The organism is Streptomyces sp. NPDC003691 (assembly GCF_053981115.1).
In genome coordinates, this window is sequence record NZ_JBSFNQ010000002.1 from 100,959 (window position 1) to 121,955 (window position 20,997).

At 74.0% G+C, this 20,997-nt stretch carries 23 protein-coding genes; 5 read left to right on the forward strand and 18 right to left on the reverse strand.

The features are described 5' to 3' along the window. Positions 1–36: 36 nt before the first annotated feature. Genes ACWDR0_RS01540 through ACWDR0_RS01555 form a run of 4 tightly spaced genes read left to right on the forward strand, consistent with a single transcriptional unit; the run spans position 37 to position 4,839 of the window. Entirely contained in the window at positions 37–1,671 is a 1,635-nt protein-coding gene (locus ACWDR0_RS01540) for an ADP-ribosylglycohydrolase family protein (RefSeq protein WP_456349550.1), read from the forward strand. Further along, complete coding sequence (gene rbsK / locus ACWDR0_RS01545; protein WP_456349551.1) at positions 1,668–2,675, forward strand: ribokinase; 1,008 nt, start codon at positions 1,668–1,670, stop codon at positions 2,673–2,675. Before ACWDR0_RS01540 ends, rbsK begins: the two co-directional genes overlap by 4 nt. Then, positions 2,672–4,027, forward strand: coding sequence for a CaiB/BaiF CoA transferase family protein (locus ACWDR0_RS01550; protein WP_456349552.1), 1,356 nt, complete (start codon positions 2,672–2,674; stop codon positions 4,025–4,027). The genes rbsK and ACWDR0_RS01550 overlap by 4 nt, the downstream gene beginning before the upstream one ends. Beyond that, entirely contained in the window at positions 4,024–4,839 is an 816-nt protein-coding gene (locus ACWDR0_RS01555) for an HpcH/HpaI aldolase/citrate lyase family protein (RefSeq protein WP_456349553.1), read from the forward strand. Before ACWDR0_RS01550 ends, ACWDR0_RS01555 begins: the two co-directional genes overlap by 4 nt. Before the next feature lie 253 nt (positions 4,840–5,092). Here the strand turns inward: ACWDR0_RS01555 and lgt are convergent, their stop codons facing one another. From lgt to hisI, 11 genes are all read right to left on the reverse strand, one after another. Beyond that, positions 5,093–6,109 carry a prolipoprotein diacylglyceryl transferase gene (gene lgt / locus ACWDR0_RS01560; RefSeq protein ID WP_456349554.1) on the reverse strand — a complete coding sequence of 339 codons (1,017 nt, stop codon included), beginning with the start codon at positions 6,107–6,109 and terminating at the stop codon, positions 5,093–5,095. A gap of 131 nt (positions 6,110–6,240) precedes the next feature. Further along, entirely contained in the window at positions 6,241–7,104 is an 864-nt protein-coding gene (locus ACWDR0_RS01565; protein WP_456349555.1) for a DsbA family protein, read from the reverse strand. Between the two features lie 109 nt (positions 7,105–7,213). Beyond that, positions 7,214–8,053, reverse strand: a complete 840-nt coding sequence (gene trpA, locus ACWDR0_RS01570) for a tryptophan synthase subunit alpha (RefSeq protein WP_456349556.1) — start codon at positions 8,051–8,053, stop codon at positions 7,214–7,216. Further along, positions 8,050–9,321: a tryptophan synthase subunit beta gene (trpB, locus tag ACWDR0_RS01575; RefSeq protein WP_456349557.1), complete on the reverse strand. Its 1,272-nt coding sequence runs from the start codon at positions 9,319–9,321 to the stop codon at positions 8,050–8,052. The genes trpA and trpB overlap by 4 nt, the downstream gene beginning before the upstream one ends. A gap of 276 nt (positions 9,322–9,597) precedes the next feature. Beyond that, the gene (gene trpM, locus ACWDR0_RS01580) at positions 9,598–9,789 is read right to left on the reverse strand and encodes a tryptophan biosynthesis modulator TrpM (protein WP_456349558.1); all 192 of its coding nucleotides are present in this window, start codon (positions 9,787–9,789) and stop codon (positions 9,598–9,600) included. A gap of 7 nt (positions 9,790–9,796) precedes the next feature. After that, positions 9,797–10,606, reverse strand: a complete 810-nt coding sequence (gene trpC, locus ACWDR0_RS01585; RefSeq protein WP_456349559.1) for an indole-3-glycerol phosphate synthase TrpC — start codon at positions 10,604–10,606, stop codon at positions 9,797–9,799. A gap of 116 nt (positions 10,607–10,722) precedes the next feature. Then, positions 10,723–11,436: a DUF2752 domain-containing protein gene (locus ACWDR0_RS01590; RefSeq protein WP_456349560.1), complete on the reverse strand. Its 714-nt coding sequence runs from the start codon at positions 11,434–11,436 to the stop codon at positions 10,723–10,725. A gap of 106 nt (positions 11,437–11,542) precedes the next feature. Further along, positions 11,543–11,821: an HGxxPAAW family protein gene (locus ACWDR0_RS01595; RefSeq protein ID WP_456349561.1), complete on the reverse strand. Its 279-nt coding sequence runs from the start codon at positions 11,819–11,821 to the stop codon at positions 11,543–11,545. Positions 11,822–12,053: 232 nt separating this feature from the next. Then, positions 12,054–12,734, reverse strand: coding sequence for a TIGR02234 family membrane protein (locus ACWDR0_RS01600; RefSeq protein WP_456349562.1), 681 nt, complete (start codon positions 12,732–12,734; stop codon positions 12,054–12,056). A gap of 47 nt (positions 12,735–12,781) precedes the next feature. After that, positions 12,782–14,332, reverse strand: coding sequence for an anthranilate synthase component I (locus ACWDR0_RS01605; RefSeq protein ID WP_456349667.1), 1,551 nt, complete (start codon positions 14,330–14,332; stop codon positions 12,782–12,784). A 17-nt stretch (positions 14,333–14,349) separates the two neighbouring features. Beyond that, positions 14,350–14,715, reverse strand: a complete 366-nt coding sequence (gene hisI, locus ACWDR0_RS01610) for a phosphoribosyl-AMP cyclohydrolase (protein WP_456349563.1) — start codon at positions 14,713–14,715, stop codon at positions 14,350–14,352. Positions 14,716–14,848: 133 nt separating this feature from the next. Here hisI and ACWDR0_RS01615 point away from each other — a divergent pair, with 133 nt between their 5' ends. After that, positions 14,849–15,487, forward strand: a complete 639-nt coding sequence (locus ACWDR0_RS01615; RefSeq protein WP_456349564.1) for a TIGR03085 family metal-binding protein — start codon at positions 14,849–14,851, stop codon at positions 15,485–15,487. Between the two features lie 123 nt (positions 15,488–15,610). Here ACWDR0_RS01615 and hisF read toward each other — a convergent pair whose 3' ends face one another. From hisF to hisD, 7 genes are read right to left on the reverse strand one after another with little or no spacing between them, the layout of a single operon-like run. Next, positions 15,611–16,366, reverse strand: coding sequence for an imidazole glycerol phosphate synthase subunit HisF (gene hisF / locus ACWDR0_RS01620; protein WP_456349565.1), 756 nt, complete (start codon positions 16,364–16,366; stop codon positions 15,611–15,613). Continuing rightward, positions 16,363–17,091: a bifunctional 1-(5-phosphoribosyl)-5-((5-phosphoribosylamino)methylideneamino)imidazole-4-carboxamide isomerase/phosphoribosylanthranilate isomerase PriA gene (gene priA, locus ACWDR0_RS01625; protein WP_456349566.1), complete on the reverse strand. Its 729-nt coding sequence runs from the start codon at positions 17,089–17,091 to the stop codon at positions 16,363–16,365. Before priA ends, hisF begins: the two co-directional genes overlap by 4 nt. After that, on the reverse strand, positions 17,088–17,726 hold the full coding sequence (hisH, locus tag ACWDR0_RS01630) for an imidazole glycerol phosphate synthase subunit HisH (RefSeq protein WP_456349567.1): 639 nt from the start codon (positions 17,724–17,726) through the stop codon (positions 17,088–17,090). The genes priA and hisH overlap by 4 nt, the downstream gene beginning before the upstream one ends. After that, positions 17,723–17,887: a hypothetical protein gene (locus ACWDR0_RS01635; RefSeq protein ID WP_006349832.1), complete on the reverse strand. Its 165-nt coding sequence runs from the start codon at positions 17,885–17,887 to the stop codon at positions 17,723–17,725. Before ACWDR0_RS01635 ends, hisH begins: the two co-directional genes overlap by 4 nt. Further along, the gene (gene hisB, locus ACWDR0_RS01640) at positions 17,884–18,477 is read right to left on the reverse strand and encodes an imidazoleglycerol-phosphate dehydratase HisB (RefSeq protein ID WP_456349568.1); all 594 of its coding nucleotides are present in this window, start codon (positions 18,475–18,477) and stop codon (positions 17,884–17,886) included. Before hisB ends, ACWDR0_RS01635 begins: the two co-directional genes overlap by 4 nt. Then, on the reverse strand, positions 18,474–19,613 hold the full coding sequence (locus tag ACWDR0_RS01645; protein WP_456349569.1) for a histidinol-phosphate transaminase: 1,140 nt from the start codon (positions 19,611–19,613) through the stop codon (positions 18,474–18,476). Before ACWDR0_RS01645 ends, hisB begins: the two co-directional genes overlap by 4 nt. After that, positions 19,610–20,932, reverse strand: a complete 1,323-nt coding sequence (hisD, locus tag ACWDR0_RS01650) for a histidinol dehydrogenase (protein WP_456349570.1) — start codon at positions 20,930–20,932, stop codon at positions 19,610–19,612. Before hisD ends, ACWDR0_RS01645 begins: the two co-directional genes overlap by 4 nt. Positions 20,933–20,997: the final 65 nt, after the last annotated feature.

Here is a 20,997-nt window from a genome sequence, read left to right on the forward strand (position 1 = left end):
CGGTGCGCGGGCGGCCCGGGACTCGGAGGTGGTCCGGTGACCGTGGCCACGGCCGGCGGGCCGTCCGGAACGCATGCCCCGGCCGCGGGCCTCCGGCTCACCTGGGTGCAGCCCGAGGACCTCGTCGGGCACGAGCTGCGGCAGGCCGCGGAGGACGGACGGGACCCGGAGGCCGTCGCCGGGGTGGCCGCCCGCTGGGAGGCCGCGGGCGGTACGGCGGCTCCCCCGGCGGCGGGCGCCTCCGCCGGTGCCGTACCGGCCGCGCTGCGCGGGCTCGCGGAACAACTGCTCGACGAACTCGGCGAACTCTCCGAACTCGGCGCGCCGGGCGGCGGACCGGCGGCGTACGAGCCCACGGAGCTGTCCGCGATCCTGGCGGCCTGCCCGGACTGGCCCTCCTCGGACGGCGGCCGCCCCGGGCCCGCCCGGCCCCCGGCGGCCGCCGACGGGACGGTGCCGCGCCGCACGCGGCCGGGCCTCCCGCATCACCCGCCCGGCGCGGGATACCCGGACGCCCTGCACGCCGCCTGGCTGGGCCGGGCGGCGGGCTGTCTGCTGGGCAAGCCGGTGGAGAAGCTCCCGCTGGCCGGGATCAGGGCGCTGGCGGCCGCGACCGGCAACTGGCCGCTGCGGACCTGGTTCACCGCCGAGGGGCTGCCCCCGGACCTGGCCCGCGCCTACCCCTGGAACCGGCGCTCCGCGCCGACGTCCCTCGCCGAGAACATCGACGGCATGCCGGAGGACGACGACCTCAACTATCCGCTGCTGAACCTGCTGCTGCTGCGCCGGTACGGCCGCGGCTTCCGCACCCGGGACGTGGCGGCGCTCTGGCTGGACGAACTGCCCGCGGGCCGTACCTTCACGGCGGAACGCGTCGCCTACCGCAATCTGCTCTGCGGGGTAGAGCCGCCGGAGACGGCCCGTCGGCGCAACCCGTTCCGGGAGTGGATCGGCGCGGCCATCCGGGCCGACGTGCACGGCTGGACGCACCCCGGCAACCCCGGCGCGGCGGCCGCCCAGGCACACCGGGACGCGACCCTGACCCATACCGCGAACGGCGTCTACAGCGCCATGTTCGTCGCGGCGACCGTCGCGGCGGCGGCAGGCGGCAGCACCACCGGCCCCGGCTCCGGTCCCGCCTCAGGAAACCGCAACGGTCCCGGCCCCGGCTCCGCCTCCGGCAACGGCACCCGCGCGCACAACGGGACCCGCACCCGTACCGGACGCCCCACCGTCCACACCGCGCTGGCCGCCGGGCTCACCGTCGTCCCGCCGGGGTCCCGGCTCGCCCGGGCCGTCCGGCTGGGCATCGCCACGGCCCGCGCCGAACTCTCGTTCGACACCGTCGCCGACCGGCTCCACCGGGAGCTGGGCCACTACCACTGGGTGCACTCCGTGCCCAACGCCGCCCTGCTGGCCGCCGCCCTCACCCATGCCGACGGCGACTTCACGGGCTCCATCTGCCGTGCGGTGTCGGGAGGCTGGGACACCGACTCCAACGGCGCGACCGCGGGCTCGGTCGCCGGGCTGCTCGCCGGACACCCGGACCGGCTGCCCGCCCGCTGGACCGCGCCGCTGCGCAACCGGCTCGCCAGCTCCGTCAGCGGCTTCGACGGCATCGGTTTCGACGCCCTCGCCCGACTCACCCACCAGGAGGCGCTCCGCCCATGACAGCCATCGTGGTACTCGGCAGCACCAATATGGACCTCGTCGCCTATGTCGACCGTGCGCCGCGGCGCGGTGAGACCGTCCCGGGACGGGAGTTCCGGACCGTCCCGGGCGGCAAGGGCGCCAACCAGGCCGTTGCCGCCGCCCGCGCGGGCGGGGAGGTGGCGATGATCGGCGCGGTCGGCTCCGATGCCTTCGGCCGGCATCTGCGGCACACCCTGGAGGCGTCCGGAGTGGACACCGATCTGCTGCACACGGCGGAAGGCCCGTCCGGCACCGCCCATATCGTCGTCGACGACGAAGGCGGCAACGCCATCGTCGTGGTGCCCGGCGCCAACGGCACCCTCACCGCGCTCGGCCCCGGCGACGAGATCCTGATCGCCGGGGCCGACAGTCTGCTGCTCCAGCTCGAACTCCCCCTCCCGGTCGTCGTGGAGGGCGCCGCGGCCGCGCGCCGCCACGGGGTACGGACCGTGCTGACCCCCGCCCCCGCCCGCCCGCTGCCGGCCGGGCTGCTGGCCGCCGTCGATCTGCTGGTGCCCAATGAGCACGAGGCGGCCCTGCTCACCGGGCGTACCGAACCGGAGGAAGCGGCCGAGGCGCTGCTCGCGCAGGTGCCGGAGGTGGTGATCACCCTCGGCGCCCGGGGGTGTCTCTACGCCCACCGGGACGGTGCCCGGTTCCGGGTCCCGGCCCCGCGGGTGACCGCCGTGGACACCACCGCGGCGGGCGACACCTTCACCGGCGCGCTGGCGGTGGCGCTCGGCGAGGGCAGGCCCGTCGAACAGGCCCTGCGCTGGGCGTCCTGCGCCGCGGCCCTGGGCGTCGGGCGCGAGGGCGCTTCGACGTCGATGCCCTACCGGCCGGAGATCGACACCGAGTACGCCCGCACCGCGGCCGCGGCCCCCGGCGGCCCCCCGGCGCCGGGGCCCGCCCCGGCACCGGAACGCGACCCCGCCGACATCCCCGGGCCCGCCACCAACTCCCAGATCGGCAACCCCTCATGAGTCCTGCGCACACCCACCCCCTGTCCTCCCCCGCCCCCGCTCCCACCTCCGCTTCCGCTTCCGCCGCCGAGCCCTCGTCGCCGTGGCCCCCGGCCGGACCGCCCACCGCCGGGCCCGACCCGGACTCTGCCCCGGACCCGGCCCCGGCGCCGGAGACCGGCCCGCCCGCCCCGGCCCTGCGCGGAGTGCGCGTCCTCGACCTGGCCACCCTCTTCGCCGGGCCGCTGGCGGCCACCCTGCTCGGCGACTTCGGCGCCGAGGTGATCAAAGTCGAACACCCCCGCCGCCCCGACCCCTCCCGGGGCCACGGCCCCGCCAAGGACGGCATCGGCCTCTGGTGGAAGCTGCTGGGCCGCAACAAGCGGACCATCACCCTCGACCTGTCCGCCCCCGGCGGCCGCGACACCCTGCTCCGGCTGGCGGCCGGGGCCGATGTGATCATCGAGAACTTCCGCCCCGGCACCCTGGAGAAGTGGGGGCTCGGCTGGGCGGAGCTGAGCCGGGCCAATCCCCGGCTGGTGCTGACCCGTGTCACCGGCTTCGGCCAGTTCGGCCCGTACTCCCACCGCCCGGGCTTCGGCACCCTCGCCGAGGCCATGAGCGGTTTCGCCGCCGCCACCGGCGAGCCCGACGGCCCGCCGACCCTCCCGCCCTTCGGTCTCGCCGACTCGATCGCCGCCCTCGCCACCTCCTACGCCGTACTGACCGCCCTCGCCGCCCGCGCCGGCACCGGCCGCGGCCAGGTCGTCGATATGGCGATCATCGAACCGATGCTGGCCGTCCTCGGACCCCAGCCGCTCTGGTACGACCAGCTGGGCTATGTCCAGCCCCGGCTGGGCAACCGCTCCCGCAACAACGCCCCCCGCAACACCTACCGCACCGCCGACGGCTGCTGGGTGGCCGTCTCGACCTCCGCCCAGTCCGTCGCGGAGCGGGTGATGCGCCTGGTCGGCCGGCCCGAGCTGACCGGCGAGCCCTGGTTCGCCACCGGCAGCGGCCGCGCCGAGCACGCCGCCGAACTCGACGCGGCCGTCGGCGGCTGGATCGCCCGGCGCCCCCGCGCCGAAGTGCTGGACGCCTTCGAGAAGGCCGAGGCCGCGATTGCGCCCGTCTACGACGTGCGGGACGTGATGGACGATCCCCAGTACCGGGCGCTGGACACCGTCACCGAGGTCGAGGACCCGGAGCTGGGCGTCATCCGTATGCAGAACGTCCTCTTCCGGCTCTCGGAGACCCCGGGCGCGATCCGCTGGGCCGGCCGCCCCCACGGCGCCGACACCGACGACGTCCTCACCGAACTCGGTCTCACCCCCGACGACATCTCCGCACTCCGCACCCAGGGCGCCCTGTGAACATCCCCCTCACCTATCTCTACGCGCCCGGCGACCGCCCCGAGGTCGTACTGAAGGCCGTCCGCTCCGGCGCCGACGTCGTCATCGTCGACCTGGAGGACGCCGTCGCCCCGGAGCGCAAGAAGTACGCGCTGGCGGCCACCGCCGAACTGCTCACCGATCCGCAGCCGCTCCCCGTCCATGTCCGTATCAACTCCCCCCGCGCGCCCGAAGAGATCGAGACCCTGACCGGACTGCCCGGTCTGAGCGCTCTCCGTATCCCCAAGGTGACACACGGCACCGACATTCCCCCCGTCGCCGGTCTCGCCCCGGGCGTCCCGCTCTATCCGCTGCTGGAATCCGCGCTGGCCATCGAGCACGCCTACACCATCGCGAGCGCCCATCCGGCCGTGCACGGCATCGGTATCGGCGAGGCCGACCTGCGGGCCGATCTGGGGCTGCGGGACGGCAGCTCGGCCCTGGACTGGTCCCGCTCCCGGATCGTGGTGGCCGCCCGTGCGGCCGGGCTGGCGCCACCGGTCCAGTCGGTCTTCCCCGATATCCGGGACCTGGACGCGCTGTACACCTCCTGCACCCACGGCCGGAGCCTCGGCTTCGTGGGCCGGGCCGCGATCCACCCCCGGCAGCTGCCCGTCATCGAGCGGGCCTTCCGGCCGACCCCGGACGAGATCACGGCGGCCGTGGCGGTGGTGAAGGCCGCCGCCGCGGGCGGCGGCGCCCAGGCCCTGCCCGACGGCCGTTTCGTCGATGCGGCGATCGTGGCGGCCGCGGAGCGGACGCTGCTGCTCGCCCGCCGCGAGGTGCCCTGCTGAGCCCGGGTGCCTGCCCGGATCCCCCGCCCGGTCCTGCCCCGGTCCCGGCCCGGGATCCCCGCCCGGTCCTGCCCGGCTTCCGGGCCCGGGTCCCGCCCCGGGCCGCGGGCACCGGCCGGGCCCGGCCGCCCCGCCGCCCGGCAACGGCTCGGGGCCGCCGGGACGCTCTCCGTCCCGGCGGCCCCGTGCCGTCTGCCGTCGTTCTTCTCCGCGGGCGCTCCGCCCCCGGCGGGGGTGTGCGGCCCGCGCCGGGTCAGGCCCCGGCCTCTGCCGTCTCGGCGTCCTTCTCCGGTCCGGCCCCGCGGTCCTCCGCCTTGCCGTCCGGCACCTTGCCGTCCTGCTTCTTGCCGTCCGCCGCCTCGGTGTCCCCGGACTCGCCGTCGCCCGCCGCTCCGGCCTCGCCCGCCGCGTCGTCGGCACCGGTCCCGCCGGTCTTCGCGGCGTCCGCCGTGCCCGGCCGGCCCGGCTCCACGACCTCTTCCCGGCCCGGCCGCACCTTCGCCGAGACCACGATGTACACCACCGCGAGGACGAAGACGACGAGCGCGGTCCAGACGTTGAGCCGCAGCCCCAGCACCTCGTGGGCCTCGTCGACCCGGAGATACTCGATCCACGCGCGCCCGGCGCAGTAACCGGCGACGTACAGGGCGAAGGCCCGGCCGTGACCCAGCTTGAACCGCCGGTCGGCCCAGATCACCAGCAGCGCGACACCGATGCACCAGAGGGACTCGTACAGGAAGGTCGGGTGGTAGGTCCCGGCCACCCGGTTCGGCCCCTCGCTGATCTTCAGCGCCCAGGGAAGGTCCGTCGGCTTTCCGTAGAGCTCCTGGTTGAACCAGTTGCCCCAGCGGCCGATGGCCTGGGCGAAGGCGATACCGGGGGCGAGCGCGTCGGCCCAGGCCGGCAGGGGGATGCCCCGGCGGCGGCAGCCGATCCACGCACCGACGGCGCCCAGGGAGATCGCACCCCAGATACCGAGGCCGCCCTCCCAGATCTTGAAGGCGTCGACCCAGTTCTTGCCTTCGCTGAAGTAGAGCTGGTAGTCGGTGATCACATGGTAGAGACGGCCGCCGACCAGGCCGAAGGGCACGGCCCAGACGGCGATGTCGGCCACGGTCCCGGCCGTGCCGCCGCGGGCGATCCAGCGCTTGTTGCCGTACCAGACGGCCACGAAGACGCCGATGATGATGCAGAGTGCGTAGCCGCGCAGCGGCAGCGGTCCGAGATGGATCGCTCCGGACGACGGGCTCGGAATGTAGGCAAGGTCCATGACGGATCCGACGCTACCTTGCTTAGCAGTGGAAGCGGCAAGCCGCCCGGGACAACTTATGGATAACTCTGGCCCCGGCCACCCCGCCCGGACCCCTCAGGGACCGGTCGGGGCGGCCCGGAAACCGCTGGTCACGGCTGGGTGGCGGCCGCCGAGGGCTTCGACGGATCGGCGGTGCCCGGCTTCTTGCCCTTGTTCGCCTCGGCGACCCACTTCTTGAGATTTTCCGGGGAGATCTGCTGCCCGTCCTTCGTGGGGAAGACCGACTTCCCGTTGAGCAGGACCGTCGGGGTGCCGCGGAAACCGCCCTCCGCGAAGGCCTTGTTGGACTTGGCGACCCAGGAGTCGTGCCGCCCGTCCTTCACACAGCTCCGGAAGTCCGGTGTGTCGAGCCCCTCGACCTTGCCCGCCAGTTCGATCAGCCGGTCGTTGTCGGCGAACTTGTCGTCCGGCTCCGGCGGCTGGTTCCGGTAGAGGACGTCGTGGTACGGGGCGAACTTGCCGACGTCCTGGGCGCAGGCCACCGCGTTGGCGGCCCGCAGCGAACCGCTGCCGCCCATATTGCCGTCGATGATCGTCGCGAAGTGGTAGTCGACCTTCAGCTGCCCGGAGGACTCCAGGTCCTTCAGGGCGCCCCGCATCACGTTCTCGTACTGGGCGCAGACCGGGCAGCGGAAGTCCTCCCAGACCGTGAGGGTCGAGGGCGCGTCCGCGGCGCCGACGGGGATCGCGAGCTGCTGCTTGCCCTCCGCGCCCGCGGGTGCCAGGGCCGGCCCCGCGGTGGAGCTTCCGTCGCTGCCCTTGGTCCCCTTGTCGGCATTGGCGGCGATCACTCCGGCCACGGCCGCCAGGCCGAGGACGCCGACCACCGCCGAGGAGACGATCAGCACCCGCCGTCGCCGCTCACGGGCCTTCTCCAGCCTGTTCTCCCGCTCGATCCGCTCGCGCGCGGTCCGCTTCGGCCCGCTGTTCCTGTCGTTGTGCTTCTCGTTCACATCCGGCAAACGAACCGGGGAGGCGCACCCGCGCCTCCCCGGTCCCGGAACCACCCGTACGAGCGATGCGTACGAAGGGCTCGTACCGCTCAGTCCCGCGGCACCCGGCTCACGGCCGGGCCGCCCCGCTCCGGCGTGCGCCCTCGCGCACCCCGGCGGCGAGTTCGGCGGCCAGCTCACGGGCGGCCGCTATGCCGCCGGCGGTGTCCGGGGCGTCCAGGATCCGCTTGACGAAGGCGGAGCCGACGATCACCCCGTCCGCGAATCCGGCGACCTCCGCGGCCTGGGCGGGCGTGGAGACCCCGAGGCCGACGCAGACCGGCAGGTCGGTGGTGGCGCGTACCCGCCGGACCAGGTCCTCGGCCTGCGCCCCGACGGACTCGCGGGTGCCGGTGACGCCCATCAGCGAAGCGGCGTAGACAAAACCGGAACCGGCCTCGGTGATGGTCGCGATCCGGGCGTCCCGGCTGCTGGGCGCGACCACGAAGACGGTGCCGAGCCCGTGCTTCGCGGCATGCTCCCGCCAGAGGCCGGACTCCTCGACGGGCAGGTCGGGCAGGATGCAGCCCGCGCCGCCCGCCGCCGCGAGTTCGGCGGCGAACCGTTCGACGCCGTAGCGGTCGACCGGATTCCAGTAGGTCATCACCAGCACCGGCTTCCCGGTGGCGGCGTGCGCCTCGCGCACGGTCCGCAGGACGTCGGCGATCCGGACGCCGCCGCGCAGGGCGATGTCGTCGGCGGTCTGGATCACCGGGCCGTCGAGCACCGGGTCACTGTGCGGCAGGCCCACCTCGACGATGTCGGCGCCGCCCTCGAAGACCGCCTTGACCGCCTCGATGCCGCCCTCGACGGTCGGGAAACCGGCCGGGAGGTAGGCGATCAGGGCGGACCGGCCCTCGGCCTTCGCCGCGGCCAGCGTGTCGCTCAGCAGTCGTACGTTCCCGCTCACTTCACGTCCTCCCCGTCGTACAGCCCGAAGTAGCGGGCGGCGGTGTCCATGTCCTTGTCGCCGCGGCCCGAGAGGCTGACCACGATCAGCCCGTCCGGGCCCAGCTCCCGGCCGACCTCCAGGGCCCCGGCCAGGGCGTGCGCCGACTCGATGGCCGGGATGATCCCCTCCGTACGGGAGAGCAGCCGCAGGGCCTGCATCGCCTGGTCGTCGGTGACCGGGCGGTACTCGCCGCGGCCGCTGTCCTTGAGGTAGGCGTGCTCCGGGCCGATGCCCGGGTAGTCCAGTCCGGCGGAGATGGAGTACGGCTCGGTGATCTGGCCCTCGTCGTCCTGGAGGACGTAGGAGCGCGAGCCGTGGAGTATGCCGGGCTCGCCGACGGTGAGGGTGGCCGCGTGCTCGCCGCTCTCCACGCCGTGGCCCGCCGCCTCGCAGCCGATCAGCCGCACCCCGGTGTCCGGGACGAAGGCGTGGAAGAGCCCGATCGCGTTGGAGCCGCCGCCGACGCAGGCGACGGCCGCGTCGGGCAGCCGGCCCGCGCGGTCGAGGATCTGGCGGCGCGCCTCCACTCCGATGACGCGGTGGAAGTCGCGGACCATCGCCGGGAAGGGGTGCGGTCCGGCGACCGTGCCGAAGAGGTAGTGCGTGGAGTCGACATTGGCGACCCAGTCGCGGAAGGCCTCGTTGATGGCGTCCTTGAGGGTCCGGCTGCCGGAGGCGACCGGGATCACCTCGGCGCCCAGTATCCGCATCCGGGCGACGTTGAGGGCCTGCCTCTCGGTGTCGATCTCGCCCATGTAGATGGTGCAGTCGAGGCCGAACAGGGCGCATGCGGTGGCGGTGGCGACCCCGTGCTGGCCCGCGCCGGTCTCGGCGATGACCCGGGTCTTGCCCATGCGCCGGGTCAGCAGGGCCTGCCCCAGCACATTGTTGATCTTGTGCGAGCCGGTGTGGTTGAGATCCTCCCGCTTGAGGAAGATCCGGGCGCCCCCGGCGTGTGCGGCGAACCGGGGCACCTCGGTGAGCGGGCTGGGCCGGCCGGTGTAGTTGACCAGCAGGTCCTTCAGCTCGGCCGCGAAGGCGGGGTCGTTCTTGGCCTTCTCGTACTCGGCGGCGACCTCGTCGACGGCGGCGACCAGCGCCTCGGGGATGAACTTGCCGCCGAAGGCGCCGAAGTAGCCCGAGGCGTCGGGGACCAGCCCCTCCGGATCGGGGAGGAAGAACTCGTCGGGACCGGTGGAACCGGCAGGTGTGCGGGAAGTGGACATCCGGCGTACTCCTCGGGGGCGCACGGCCCCCTGCCTGGTGTGCGGATCGGTGGAAGACGGGGTACGCGCCGTCGCCGGAGGGACGGCCGGCCGTTCCGCCGGACGGTCCGGCGGTACGGGAAGGCGTCCGGAGCGGGGCGTTCCGGGGGTACGGCGACGGGGGCTCCGGCTCTGCCGGCCGGCCCTCGGAACCCTGGGCCGTGTCCGCGGAGCCCCGCCCGCCCTCGGGCCGGCGGCGCTACTTTCCGGACACGCCCTGGTACCGCGCGGGAACGCTCAGCGGCGCGCGCGACGGCCGCGCCATCGCATCCCGTTCACCTGGCCGGGCTCCGAGCCGATCACATAGCGCACCCGCCGGCCGTGTACCCGGCGTGCCGGGGCCCGGCAGCCGCGGGGACGGCAGCCGCGCGCGAGGCGGGCGTACGCGTCCCCGGGAACCGGGCTCGGGCGGCGGACGGCGGCGGGCACGGCCGGATCAGCTCCGCCCGTGGCGCAGGGCCGGGTGGGCGCCCGCGGCGACCAGGTCGGCGACCGCGGTCCGCGGGTCGCGGCCGGTGACGAGGGACTCGCCGACCAGCACGGCGTCGGCGCCCGCGTTGGCGTAGGCGATCAGATCGTGCGGACCGCGGATACCGGACTCGGCGATCTTGACGATATGCGCGGGGATCTCCGGGGCGACGCGCTCGAAGGTGGAGCGGTCCACCTCCAGGGTCTTCAGATTGCGGGCGTTGACGCCGATGACCTTGGCACCGGCCTCGACGGCCCGCTCGACCTCGTCCTCGTCGTGGACCTCGACCAGCGGGGTCAGCCCGATCGACTCGGCCCGCTCGATCAGCGAGACCAGGGCCTCCTGCTCCAGCGCGGCGACGATCAGCAGCGCCAGGTCGGCACCGTACGCACGGGCCTCCCACAGCTGGTAGGCCGTGACGATGAAGTCCTTGCGCAGCACGGGGATGTCGACCCGGGCGCGGACGGCCTCCAGATCGGCCAGCGAGCCGCCGAAGCGCCGCTGCTCGGTGAGGACGGAGATGACGGCGGCGCCGCCGGCCTCGTAGTCCGCGGCCAGCCCGGCGGGGTCGGCGATCGCGGCGAGGGCACCCTTGGACGGGCTGGAGCGCTTGACCTCGCAGATCACCCGGACGCCTTCGCCGCGCAGTGCGGCGGCGCCGTCCTTGGCCGCGGGGGCCTTGGCGGCCCGCTCCTTGAGCTCGTCGAGGGAGACCCGCGCCTGCCGCTCTGCGAGGTCGGCGCGCACGCCTTCGATGATCTCGTCGAGCACACTCACGCGAGCGGCCCCCTTCCGGGACGGTGATGATGGTCAGGGATCATTCATGTCGATGGTATCCGCAGGACGCCCCGCACCCCGCATCCGGTGGAGGCCTGTCCCACGGGATGGGACCGTCAGGGCACCAGGGCCGACCCGGCCGGCAGGTTCCGCAGCACGCTGAAGACCAGCACGGACGCGCCGGTCAGCCACCACCAGACGGGCCGTACGGAGATCCTCCAGGTCGCACCCGGGACACCGCGTGCCGCGCGGACCGTCCAGACCGCCCAGAGCACGAAGAAGACCCCGTATCCGGCGACGGCGACGGCGTTCGCCCCCAGCGCGGTGCCCAGGTCGCCGTGGACGAAGGCATGGGCGCTGCGGAGCCCGCCGCAGCCGGGGCAGTAGATCCCCGTGTAGCGCAGCAGCGGGCAGGCCGGGTAGTGCCCGGGTTCATTGGGGTCGACGGCCCCGACGTAGGCGAACGCGGCGGCGACGGCGGCCAGCGTGCCCAGGGGCGCGGCCAGCCGCCGCAGGGCCCCCTGCGGCGCGCGCGGCGCATGCCCGGGGACGGATCCGGGGAACGGTCCGGGGAGCGCGTTACCGGCGCCGTACGCCCCGGGCGCGTGCCCCGTACCCGGGGGCCCGCTGCCCGCAGGGACGGCGCCCGACTCGTCGGACGCCGCGACCACGGGACCCGGGGGCCCGCTCGCCGCGCCGTACGCGGGGGCGGCGGCCTCCCGGGCCGGGCCCGCCCCGGGCGCGGCCGGGCCGGCCGGGGGCTCCGGCGGCGCGTCTCCCGGAAGGGCGGGCGGCGCAGCCGGTGCGGAGGGGGGTGTCGTGGCGTCCACCGTGCGATTGTCCCCGGTCATACGCGAAGGCGCAGCCCGGCCGCGCCGGTCTGCGCCTCGTGTCGTACGGCCGCGTCCGCGGCCGGGTGCCCCTGGGGGCGGGGCGTCACACGCCGCCCTGGGCCGCCACGCGCTCGGCCGCGATCCGGCCGGCCTGCTCGCGGGCCTGCTTGCTCTCCGCGCTCTCCTTCGCGGCGCCGAGGCCCGCCGCCTTCATGCCCATGCCGACGACACCGCCGATGAGGATGATCGCGATACCGCCCCAGAAGCCGAGCGGGTTGGCCGCGACCATGAAGAGTCCGGAGACGCAGAAGCCGATGAAGGCGATGCTGACACCGGTCCAGGCGGCGGGGGTGTGTCCGTGTCCGTGGGCGCTGCCCGACATGTAATGCTCCTCGGTTGCTGAGCGCGCGAAGCGCGCGGAATGCTGCGAACGCGGCGGCGGTCCGACGCGCTCAGGGGGTGAGCCGGAGCTCTTCGTTCATTCTCCCGTACGCCCCCCGCGCTCCGGCGGCAGGGTGACCCGTCTGACATCACGCTCCGGCGCCCGGTGCCTGCGGACCGTGCGAGGGGCGCGTTCCGCCAGGGTCATAGGTCCCGTACGGTGCCGGGCGCCGTCACCGTCCGTCGGGTGCGGGGTCGCCGTCCGTGGGGTCCTCGCCGCGGTCCAGGGCCTTCCAGAGGTCCTCGGGCCGGTCGGGGTCGACGACGGGGGCGGTACGGGCCCGGGGCGAGCCGTCGCGCTCGTACCGGCCGGACATGCTGGGCCAGAGCGGCCCGTACCGCAGGGCGAGGAGCCCGGCGAGCAGGATCAGCAGTCCGGCGGCGGCGGTGACGTACGGCCAGGGGGTGTGGCTCAGGGAGCCGATGGTCGCGGCGGTGTCGCCGGTGGTCTCGGCGGCCTTCTCGTCCAGGGCGCCGCGGTCGGAGGCCCCGAGGAAGGCGGCGACGGCGGCGCCCGCGCCGCTGAGGGTCAGCAGCGCGGCGACGACCGTGCGGCCCTTGCGCCGGACGGCGAAGACGGCGACCAGCGCGGCCAGGCCGACGACGGCGAGGGCGCTGGGCACTCCGGTGATGTCACCGCCCTCGGCGCTCAGCGACAGGGTGCCGCCGGGGGTGGCCGTGGTGCCTTCGGCCCAGACCCGGCCGGAGGCGAGCAGGGCGACAGTGGCTCCGGCGGCGCCGAGCAGCAGGGCGGCGGCGAGGGTACGGCGGCCCGTGGCGGCACCGGCGGCCCGCGCCTGGTCGCCGGACCGGGCGCGGGGCTGGGGTACGGGAACAGCGCTCACGTACCCCACTATCCCCTACGCCCCGGCGGGCGCCGCAGCCGCCCTCCGGCCGCCGGTCAGCTCCGCGGGTCCGCCGCCGGGCCGTCCGGGGCCGGGCCGCGGGCGGTCATCCGGTTGGCGGTGTGGACGGCCCGGAGCACCGCGGCGGCCTTGTTGCGGCACTCGGTGTCCTCGGCGACCGGGTCCGAATCGGCCACCACTCCCGCTCCGGCCTGCACGAACGCGGTGCCGTCGCGGAGCAGCGCGGTGCGGATGGCGATCGCCGTGTCGGAGTCGCCCGCGAAGTCGAGATAGCCGACGCAGCCGCCGTAGAGCCCGCGGCGGGAGGGTTCCAGTTCGTCGATGATCTGCATGGCCCGCGGCTTGGGCGCGCCCGAGAGGGTGCCGGCCGGGAAGCAGGCGGTCAGCACGTCGAACGCGGTGCGCCCCGCGGCGACCCGGCCGGTGACGGTCGAGACGATGTGCATGACGTGGGAGTAGCGCTCGACGGACATGAAGTCGACGACCTCGACGGAGCCGGGTTCGCAGACCCGTCCCAGATCGTTGCGGCCGAGGTCGACCAGCATCAGGTGCTCGGCGCGCTCCTTGGGGTCGGCGAGCAGCTCCTCGGCGAGGTCGTGGTCCTCCTGGGGGGTGGCCCCGCGGGGCCGGGTCCCGGCGATGGGGTGGACCATCGCATGCCCGTCCTCGACCTTGACGAGGGCCTCGGGGCTGGAGCCCACCACGTCGAAGGCGGTGCCGCCGCCGTCCGCCGAGGGGAAGCGGAACAGGTACATGTACGGGCTGGGGTTGGTGGCCCGCAGGACCCGGTAGACGTCCAGGGCGCTCGCGGTGCAGGGAGTCTCGAACCGCTGGGAGGGCACCACCTGGAAGGCCTCGCCGGCCCGGATGCGCTCCTTGATGTCCTCGACGGCCTTCTGGTAGTCCGGGCCGCCCCACAGGGCGGTGAACTCGGGCAGTTCGGAGGCGGGCAGGGCGGTCGGCGGGGAGGCCAGGGGGCGGGCGAGGTCGCGCTCCATGGCGTCGAGGCGGGCGACGGCGTCCGCGTAGGCCTCGTCGACGCCGGTGTCGAGGTCGTTGTGGTTGATGGCGTTGGCGATCAGCAGGACGGTGCCGTCCCAGTGGTCGAGGACCGCGAGATCGGAGGTGAGCAGCATGGTCAGCTCGGGGAGCCGCAGATCGTCGCGCTCGCCGGGACCGATCCGCTCCAGCCGGCGCACGATGTCGTAGCCGAGGTAGCCGACCATGCCGCCGGTGAACGGCGGCAGACCGGTGCCGAGGTCGTGCGGCGGGGTGTGGAGGGTCTCGACGGTGGCCCGCAGGGCGGCCAGCGGGTCGCCGTGCCGCGGGACGCCGACGGGGGGCGTGCCGATCCAGTGCGCCTCGCCGTCGCGCTCGGTGAGGGTCCCGGTGCTGCGGACGCCGACGAAGGAGTACCGGGACCACGACCGGCCGTTCTCGGCGGATTCGAGGAGGAAGGTGCCGGGGCGTTCGGCGGCGAGCTTGCGGTAGAGCCCGACGGGGGTGTCGCCGTCGGCGAGGAGGCGGCGGGTCACCGGGATGACTCGCCGGTCGGCGGCGAGGGCCCGGAAGGTGCTGAGGTCCATGGTCATGGCGCCGGACCCTACTTGCCGAGGGGGAGGACGTCGGCGTCGAAGCAGGTGCGGTCGCCGGTGTGGCAGGCGGCGCCGGTCTGGTCGACCTTGACGAGGACGGTGTCGCCGTCGCAGTCGAGGGCGACGGACTTCACCTGCTGGATGTGGCCGGAGGTGTCGCCCTTCACCCAGTACTCGCCGCGGCTGCGGGACCAGTAGGTGGCGCGGCCGGTGGTGAGGGTGCGGTGGAGCGCCTCGTCGTCCATCCAGCCGAGCATGAGCACCTCTCCGGTGTCGTACTGCTGGGCGATGGCGGGGACGAGACCGTCGGCGGTCCGCTTGAGACGGGCGGCGACGGCGGGGTCGAGGGGGCCTGTGGTGCCACTGCTGGTCATGCCGCCATTGTGCCGTGCCCGTGGGGTGCTCCGGACGGTTGTCCACAGGCCGGACCCGTTCCGGTGCGGGTTGTCCACAGGGTTGCGGGTCGCTACTGGGCACGGTCGGCGCCGTCGCCGTACGCTGGCGCACATGTCGACCCATGCCAAGCGTGAACGACTTCTTCTCGCCGATCTCCTCGAAGGCGTCGGTCCTGACGCGCCGACGCTCTGCGACGGCTGGCGGGCCCGCGATCTGGCTGCCCATGTGGTGGTCCGGGAGCGCCGCCCGGATGCCGCCGGGGGGATTCTGATCGGCCCGCTGAAGGGCCGGCTGGAGCGGGTCCAGGCCGAGTTCGCGGCGAAGCCGTACGAAGAGCTGATCCAGCTGATCAGGACCGGGCCGCCGCGGCTGTCCCCGCTGGGCATCAAGCAGCTGGACGAGGCGGCCAACACCGTGGAGTTCTACATCCACGCCGAGGATGTGCGCCGGGCCCAGCCGGAGTGGACGCCCCGCCCGCTGGACCGGGTGTTCGAGGACGCGCTCTGGGCCCGGCTGGAGAAGGCGGCCAGGCTGCTGGGCCGCAGATCCCCGGCGGGGCTGGTGCTGCGCCGCCCGGACGGCCGGACGGTGGTCGCCCACCGGGGCGCGCCCGTGGTGACCGTGACCGGCGGGCCGGGCGAGCTGACGATGTTCGCCTTCGGCCGCCAGGAAGCCGCACAGGTCGATCTGGCGGGCGAGCCGGAGGCGGTGGAGAAGGTCCGCGGCTCCCGGCTGGGCCTCTCGATGTAGCCGTCCGGCAGCGGTGCGGGCCGGAGGTTGCTGCCTCCGGGGCCGGACCGGCGCCGCCCGGTACCGGAAACGCCCGCGGCTCCGGCGGGCGGGCCGCCGGAGCCGCGGGGTACGGCCGTGGGGTCAGCGGACCGGGTGGCCCGCCTCCCGGAGGGCGTCCTTCACCTGGGAGATCCGCAGATCGCCGAAGTGGAACACCGAGGCGGCGAGCACGGCGTCCGCGCCCGCGTCGACGGCGGGCGGGAAGTCGGCGAGCCGTCCCGCGCCGCCGCTGGCGATCACCGGCACGGTGACGTGCTTCCGGACGGCCGCGATCATCTCGGTGTCGTAGCCGTCCTTGGTGCCGTCGGCGTCCATCGAGTTCAGCAGGATCTCGCCGGCGCCCAGCTCGGCGGCCCGGTGCGCCCATTCCACGGCGTCGATGCCGGTGCCCCGGCGGCCGCCGTGGGTGGTGACCTCGAAGGAGCCGGCCGGGGTGCGGCGGGCGTCCACGGAGAGCACCAGTACCTGGCGGCCGAACCGCTCCGCGATCTCCCGGATCAGCTCGGGCCGGGCGATGGCCGCGGTGTTGACGCCGACCTTGTCGGCGCCGGCCCGGAGCAGCTTGTCGACGTCCGCCGCGGCGCGGATCCCGCCGCCGACGGTCAGCGGGATGAAGACCTGCTCGGCGGTGCGGCGCACCACGTCGTAGGTGGTCTCCCGGTTGCCGGAGGAGGCGGTGATGTCGAGGAAGGTCAGCTCGTCGGCGCCCTCGGCGTCGTACAGCCGGGCCATCTCGACGGGGTCGCCCGCGTCCCGCAGATTCTGGAAGTTGACGCCCTTGACGACCCGCCCGTTGTCGACGTCCAGGCAGGGGATGACCCGTACGGCGAGCGTCATGCGGAGGCCACCGCGGCGAGGGCTTCCTCCAGGGTGAACGCCTTGGCGTAGAGCGCCTTGCCGACGATCGCGCCCTCCACGCCCGCCGGGACGAGCCCGGAGATGGCCCGCAGGTCGTCGAGGGAGGAGACGCCGCCGGAGGCGACGACGGGCTTGTCGGTGGCGGCGCAGACGTTCTTCAGCAGCTCCAGGTTGGGGCCCTGGAGGGTGCCGTCCTTGGCGATGTCGGTGACGACGTACCGGGCGCAGCCCTCGGAGTCGAGCCGGGCGAGGGTCTCGTAGAGGTCGCCGCCGTCGCGGGTCCAGCCGCGGCCGCGCAGGGTGGTGCCGCGGACGTCGAGGCCGACGGCGATCCGGTCGCCGTGCTCGGCGATGACCTTGGCGACCCACTCGGGGGTCTCCAGGGCTGCGGTGCCGAGGTTGACCCGGGTGCAGCCGGTGGCCAGCGCGGCGGCCAGCGAGGCGTCGTCGCGGATCCCGCCGGAGAGCTCGACCTTGATGTCCATCGCGGCCGAGACCTCGGCGATCACGGCCCGGTTGTCACCGGTGCCGAAGGCGGCGTCGAGGTCGACCAGGTGGAGCCATTCGGCGCCGGCCCGCTGCCAGGTGAGGGCCGCCTCCAGCGGGGAGCCGTAGGAGGTCTCGCTGCCGGACTCGCCGTGGACGAGACGGACGGCCTGTCCGTCGCGGACGTCGACGGCGGGAAGGAGTTCGAGCGTGGTCACAGGGTTCCGATCCAGTTGGTCAGTAGCCGGGCACCGGCGTCGCCGGACTTCTCGGGGTGGAACTGCGTCGCCCACAGGGCGCTGTTCTCGACGGCGGCGACAAAGCGCTCGCCGTGGGTGGCCCAGGTGATGTGCGGGGCGCGGATGGCGGCGTTGGTGATCTCCAGCTCCCAGTCGTGCACGGCGTAGGAGTGCACGAAGTAGAAGCGTTCGTCGGCGCCTATCCCGTCGAACAGGGCGCTGCCGCCCGGTGCGTCGACGGTGTTCCAGCCCATGTGGGGGACGACGGGGGCCTTCAGCGGGCCGACCGTGCCGGGCCACTCGTCCAGGCCCTCGGTCTCCACCCCGTGCTCGATACCGCGGGCGAAGAGGATCTGCATGCCGACGCAGATGCCCATGACGGGCCGGCCGCCGGAGAGCCGGCGGCCGACGATCCAGTCGCCGCGGGCCGCGCGGAGCCCCTCCATACAGGCGGAGAAGGCGCCGACGCCGGGGACCAGGAGTCCGTCGGCGTTCATGGCCCGGTCGAAGTCGCGGGTGATCTCGACATCCGCGCCGACCCGGGCGAGGGCCCGCTCGGCGGAGCGGACGTTGCCGAAGCCGTAGTCGAAGACGACCACCGATTTGCGGCTCATGACCACACGTCCAGCCGGAGCACGCCCGCGCCGATCGCCATGGCGGCGCCGATGGACAGCAGGACGACCACGCCCTTGGGCTGCTCCTGCTTGACGAAGGAGTAGACGCCGCCGAGGAGGAAGAGCCCGACCACGATCAGGATGGTGGAGAGGCTGTTCACAGCGCGCCCTTCGTGGAGGGGAGGATCCCGGCGGCGCGGGTGTCGTGCTCGCTGGCGTACCGCAGGGCCCGGGCGAGCGCCTTGAACTGGCATTCGACGATGTGGTGGGCGTTGCGGCCGTACGGGACGTGGACGTGCAGCGCGATCTGCGCCTGGGCGACGAAGGACTCCAGGATGTGCCGGGTCATCGTGGTGTCGTAGGTGCCGATCATCGGCGCCATGTTCTCGGGCTCGGTGTGCACCAGGTAGGGGCGCCCGGAGAGGTCGACGGTCACCTGGGCGAGGGACTCGTCGAGCGGGACGGTGCAGTTGCCGAAGCGGTAGATGCCGACCTTGTCGCCGAGGGCCTGCCGGAAGGCGGCGCCCAGGGCGAGGGCGGTGTCCTCGATGGTGTGGTGGGTGTCGATGTGCAGATCGCCCTCGGTCTTGACCGTGAGGTCGAAGAGCCCGTGCCGGCCGAGCTGGTCGAGCATGTGGTCGTAGAAGCCGACCCCGGTCGACACATCGGTCTTCCCGGTGCCGTCGAGATCGATCTCGACGACGACGGCGGTCTCCTTGGTGGTTCGTTCGACCCGCCCTACGCGGCTCATGTGCTCTGCTCCTTCTTCAACTCACGTACGGCGTCGAGGAACGCGTCGTTCTCGGCGGGGGTGCCCGCGGTGACCCGCAGCCATCCCGGGACGCCGTTGTCGCGGACGAGGACGCCCCGGTCCAGGATGCGCTGCCAGACCTCGTGCGCACCGCCCGGACCGTCGAACCGTCCGAACTGGACGAAGTTCGCGTCGGACTCGGTGACCTCGTAGCCGATGGCGCGCAGCTCGGCGACCAGGCGGTCCCGCTCGGTCTTGAGCTGCTCCACGTACCCGAGCAGGGTATCGGTGTGCTCCAGGGCGGCGAGCGCGGTGGCCTGGGTGACCGCGGAGAGGTGGTACGGCAGCCGGACCAGCTGGACCGCGTCGACCACGGCCGGGTCGGCGGCGAGATAGCCGAGCCGGAGCCCGGCGGCGCCGAAGGCCTTGGACATGGTCCGGGAGACGACCAGGTTCGGCCGCCCCTCGATCAGCGGCAGCAGGCTGGGGCGGTGGCTGAACTCGACGTACGCCTCGTCGACGACGACCAGCGACGGCCGGGCGGCCTGGGCCGCCTCGTAGAGCGCCAGTACGGTCTCCGCGTCGACGGCGGTGCCGGTGGGGTTGTTGGGGGAGGTGATGAAGACGATGTCGGGCCGGTGCTCGGTGATCGCCCGGACCGCGGCGGTGCGGTCGACGGTGAAGTCGTCGTTCCGGGGGCCGGAGATCCATCCGGTGCCGGTGCCCCGGGAGATCAGGGCGTGCATCGAGTAGGACGGTTCGAAGCCGATGGCGGTGCGGCCGGGGCCGCCGAAGGTCTGGAGGAGCTGCTGGATGACCTCGTTGGAGCCGTTGGCGGCCCAGACCTGTCCGGTGGTGACCGGGTGTCCGGAGGTACGGCTCAGATACGCGGCGAGCGCGGTACGCAGCTCGACGGCGTCCCGGTCGGGGTAGCGGTTGAGCGTCCTGGCGGCTTCCCGGACCCGCTCCGCGATCCGCTCGACCAGCGGTTCGGGCAGCGGGTACGGGTTCTCGTTGGTGTTGAGCTGGACCGGGACGTCGAGCTGCGGAGCGCCGTAGGGCGACTTGCCGCGCAGTTCGTCACGGATCGGCAGATCGTCGATCGCCGTACGGCGCGGGGTGCTGCGGTCGGTCACTGGCCCGGGACCTTCCAGTCGAAACGGGCCTTGAGGGCGGCACCGTGGGCGGGCAGGTCCTCGGCCTCGGCGAGGGTGACCACATGGTGGGTGACCTCGGCGAGCGCGTCGCGGCTGTAGTCGACGATGTGGACGCCGCGCAGGAAGGACTGCACGGAGAGGCCGGAGGAGTGGCAGGCGCAGCCGCCGGTGGGCAGGACGTGGTTGGAGCCGGCCGCGTAGTCGCCGAGGGAGACCGGGGACCAGGGGCCGACGAAGATCGCGCCCGCGTTCCGGACCCGGGCGGCGACGGCGGCGGCGTCGGCGGTCTGGATCTCCAGGTGCTCGGCGCCGTACGCGTCGACGACTCTCAGGCCCTCCTCGACGCCGTCGACCAGGACGATCGCGGACTGGCGGCCGCCGAGGGCGGGCACGATCCGCTCGTCGGCGTGCCGGGCAGCGGCGACCTGCGGCTTCAGCTCGCGCTCGACCGCGTCGGCCAGCTCCGGGGAGTCGGTGACCAGTACGGCGGCGGCCAGCGGATCGTGCTCGGCCTGGCTGATCAGATCGGCGGCGACGTGCACCGGGTCGGCGCTCGCGTCGGCGAGGACCGCGATCTCGGTCGGCCCGGCCTCGGTGTCGATGCCGATCCGGCCGGTGAAGTAGCGCTTGGCGGCGGCAACCCAGATATTGCCGGGGCCGGTGACCATATTGGCGGGGGCGCACTCGTCGGTGCCGTACGCGAACATGGCGACGGCCTGGGCGCCGCCCGCCGCGTACACCTCGTCGACGCCGAGCAGGGCGCAGGCGGCGAGGATGGTGGGGTGCGGCAGCCCGCCGTGGTCCTTCTGCGGCGGCGAGGCGAGGGCGATGGAACCGACCCCGGCCTCCTGCGCCGGAACCACGTTCATGATCACGGAGGAGGGGTAGACGGAGCGGCCGCCGGGCGCGTAGAGCCCGACCCGCTCGACGGGGATCCACTTCTCGGTGACGGTGCCGCCGGGGACGACCTGGGTGGTGTGGCCGGTACGGCGCTGGGCGCGGTGGACGATCCGGGCCCGGCGGACGGACTCCTCCAGGGCGGCCCGCACCGCGGGGTCGAGGGCCTCCAGCGCGGCGGTGAGGGCGGCCGCGGGCACCCGGACCCGGTCCAGGGTCACTCCGTCGAACCGCTCCGCGTAGTCGATCAGCGCCGCGGTGCCACGATGGCGTACGTCCTCGCAGATGGGCCGCACCTTCTCCAGGGCGGCTTCCACGTCGAACTCGGCACGGGGCAGCAGATCGCGCAGGGCGGCACCCTCGGGGAGGGCGTCACCGCGCAGGTCGATTCGGGAGATCACACCGACAATTCTCGCAGACCCGGAACCGGGGCCGTTTTCCGTATCACTGGCTGATACACATCCCA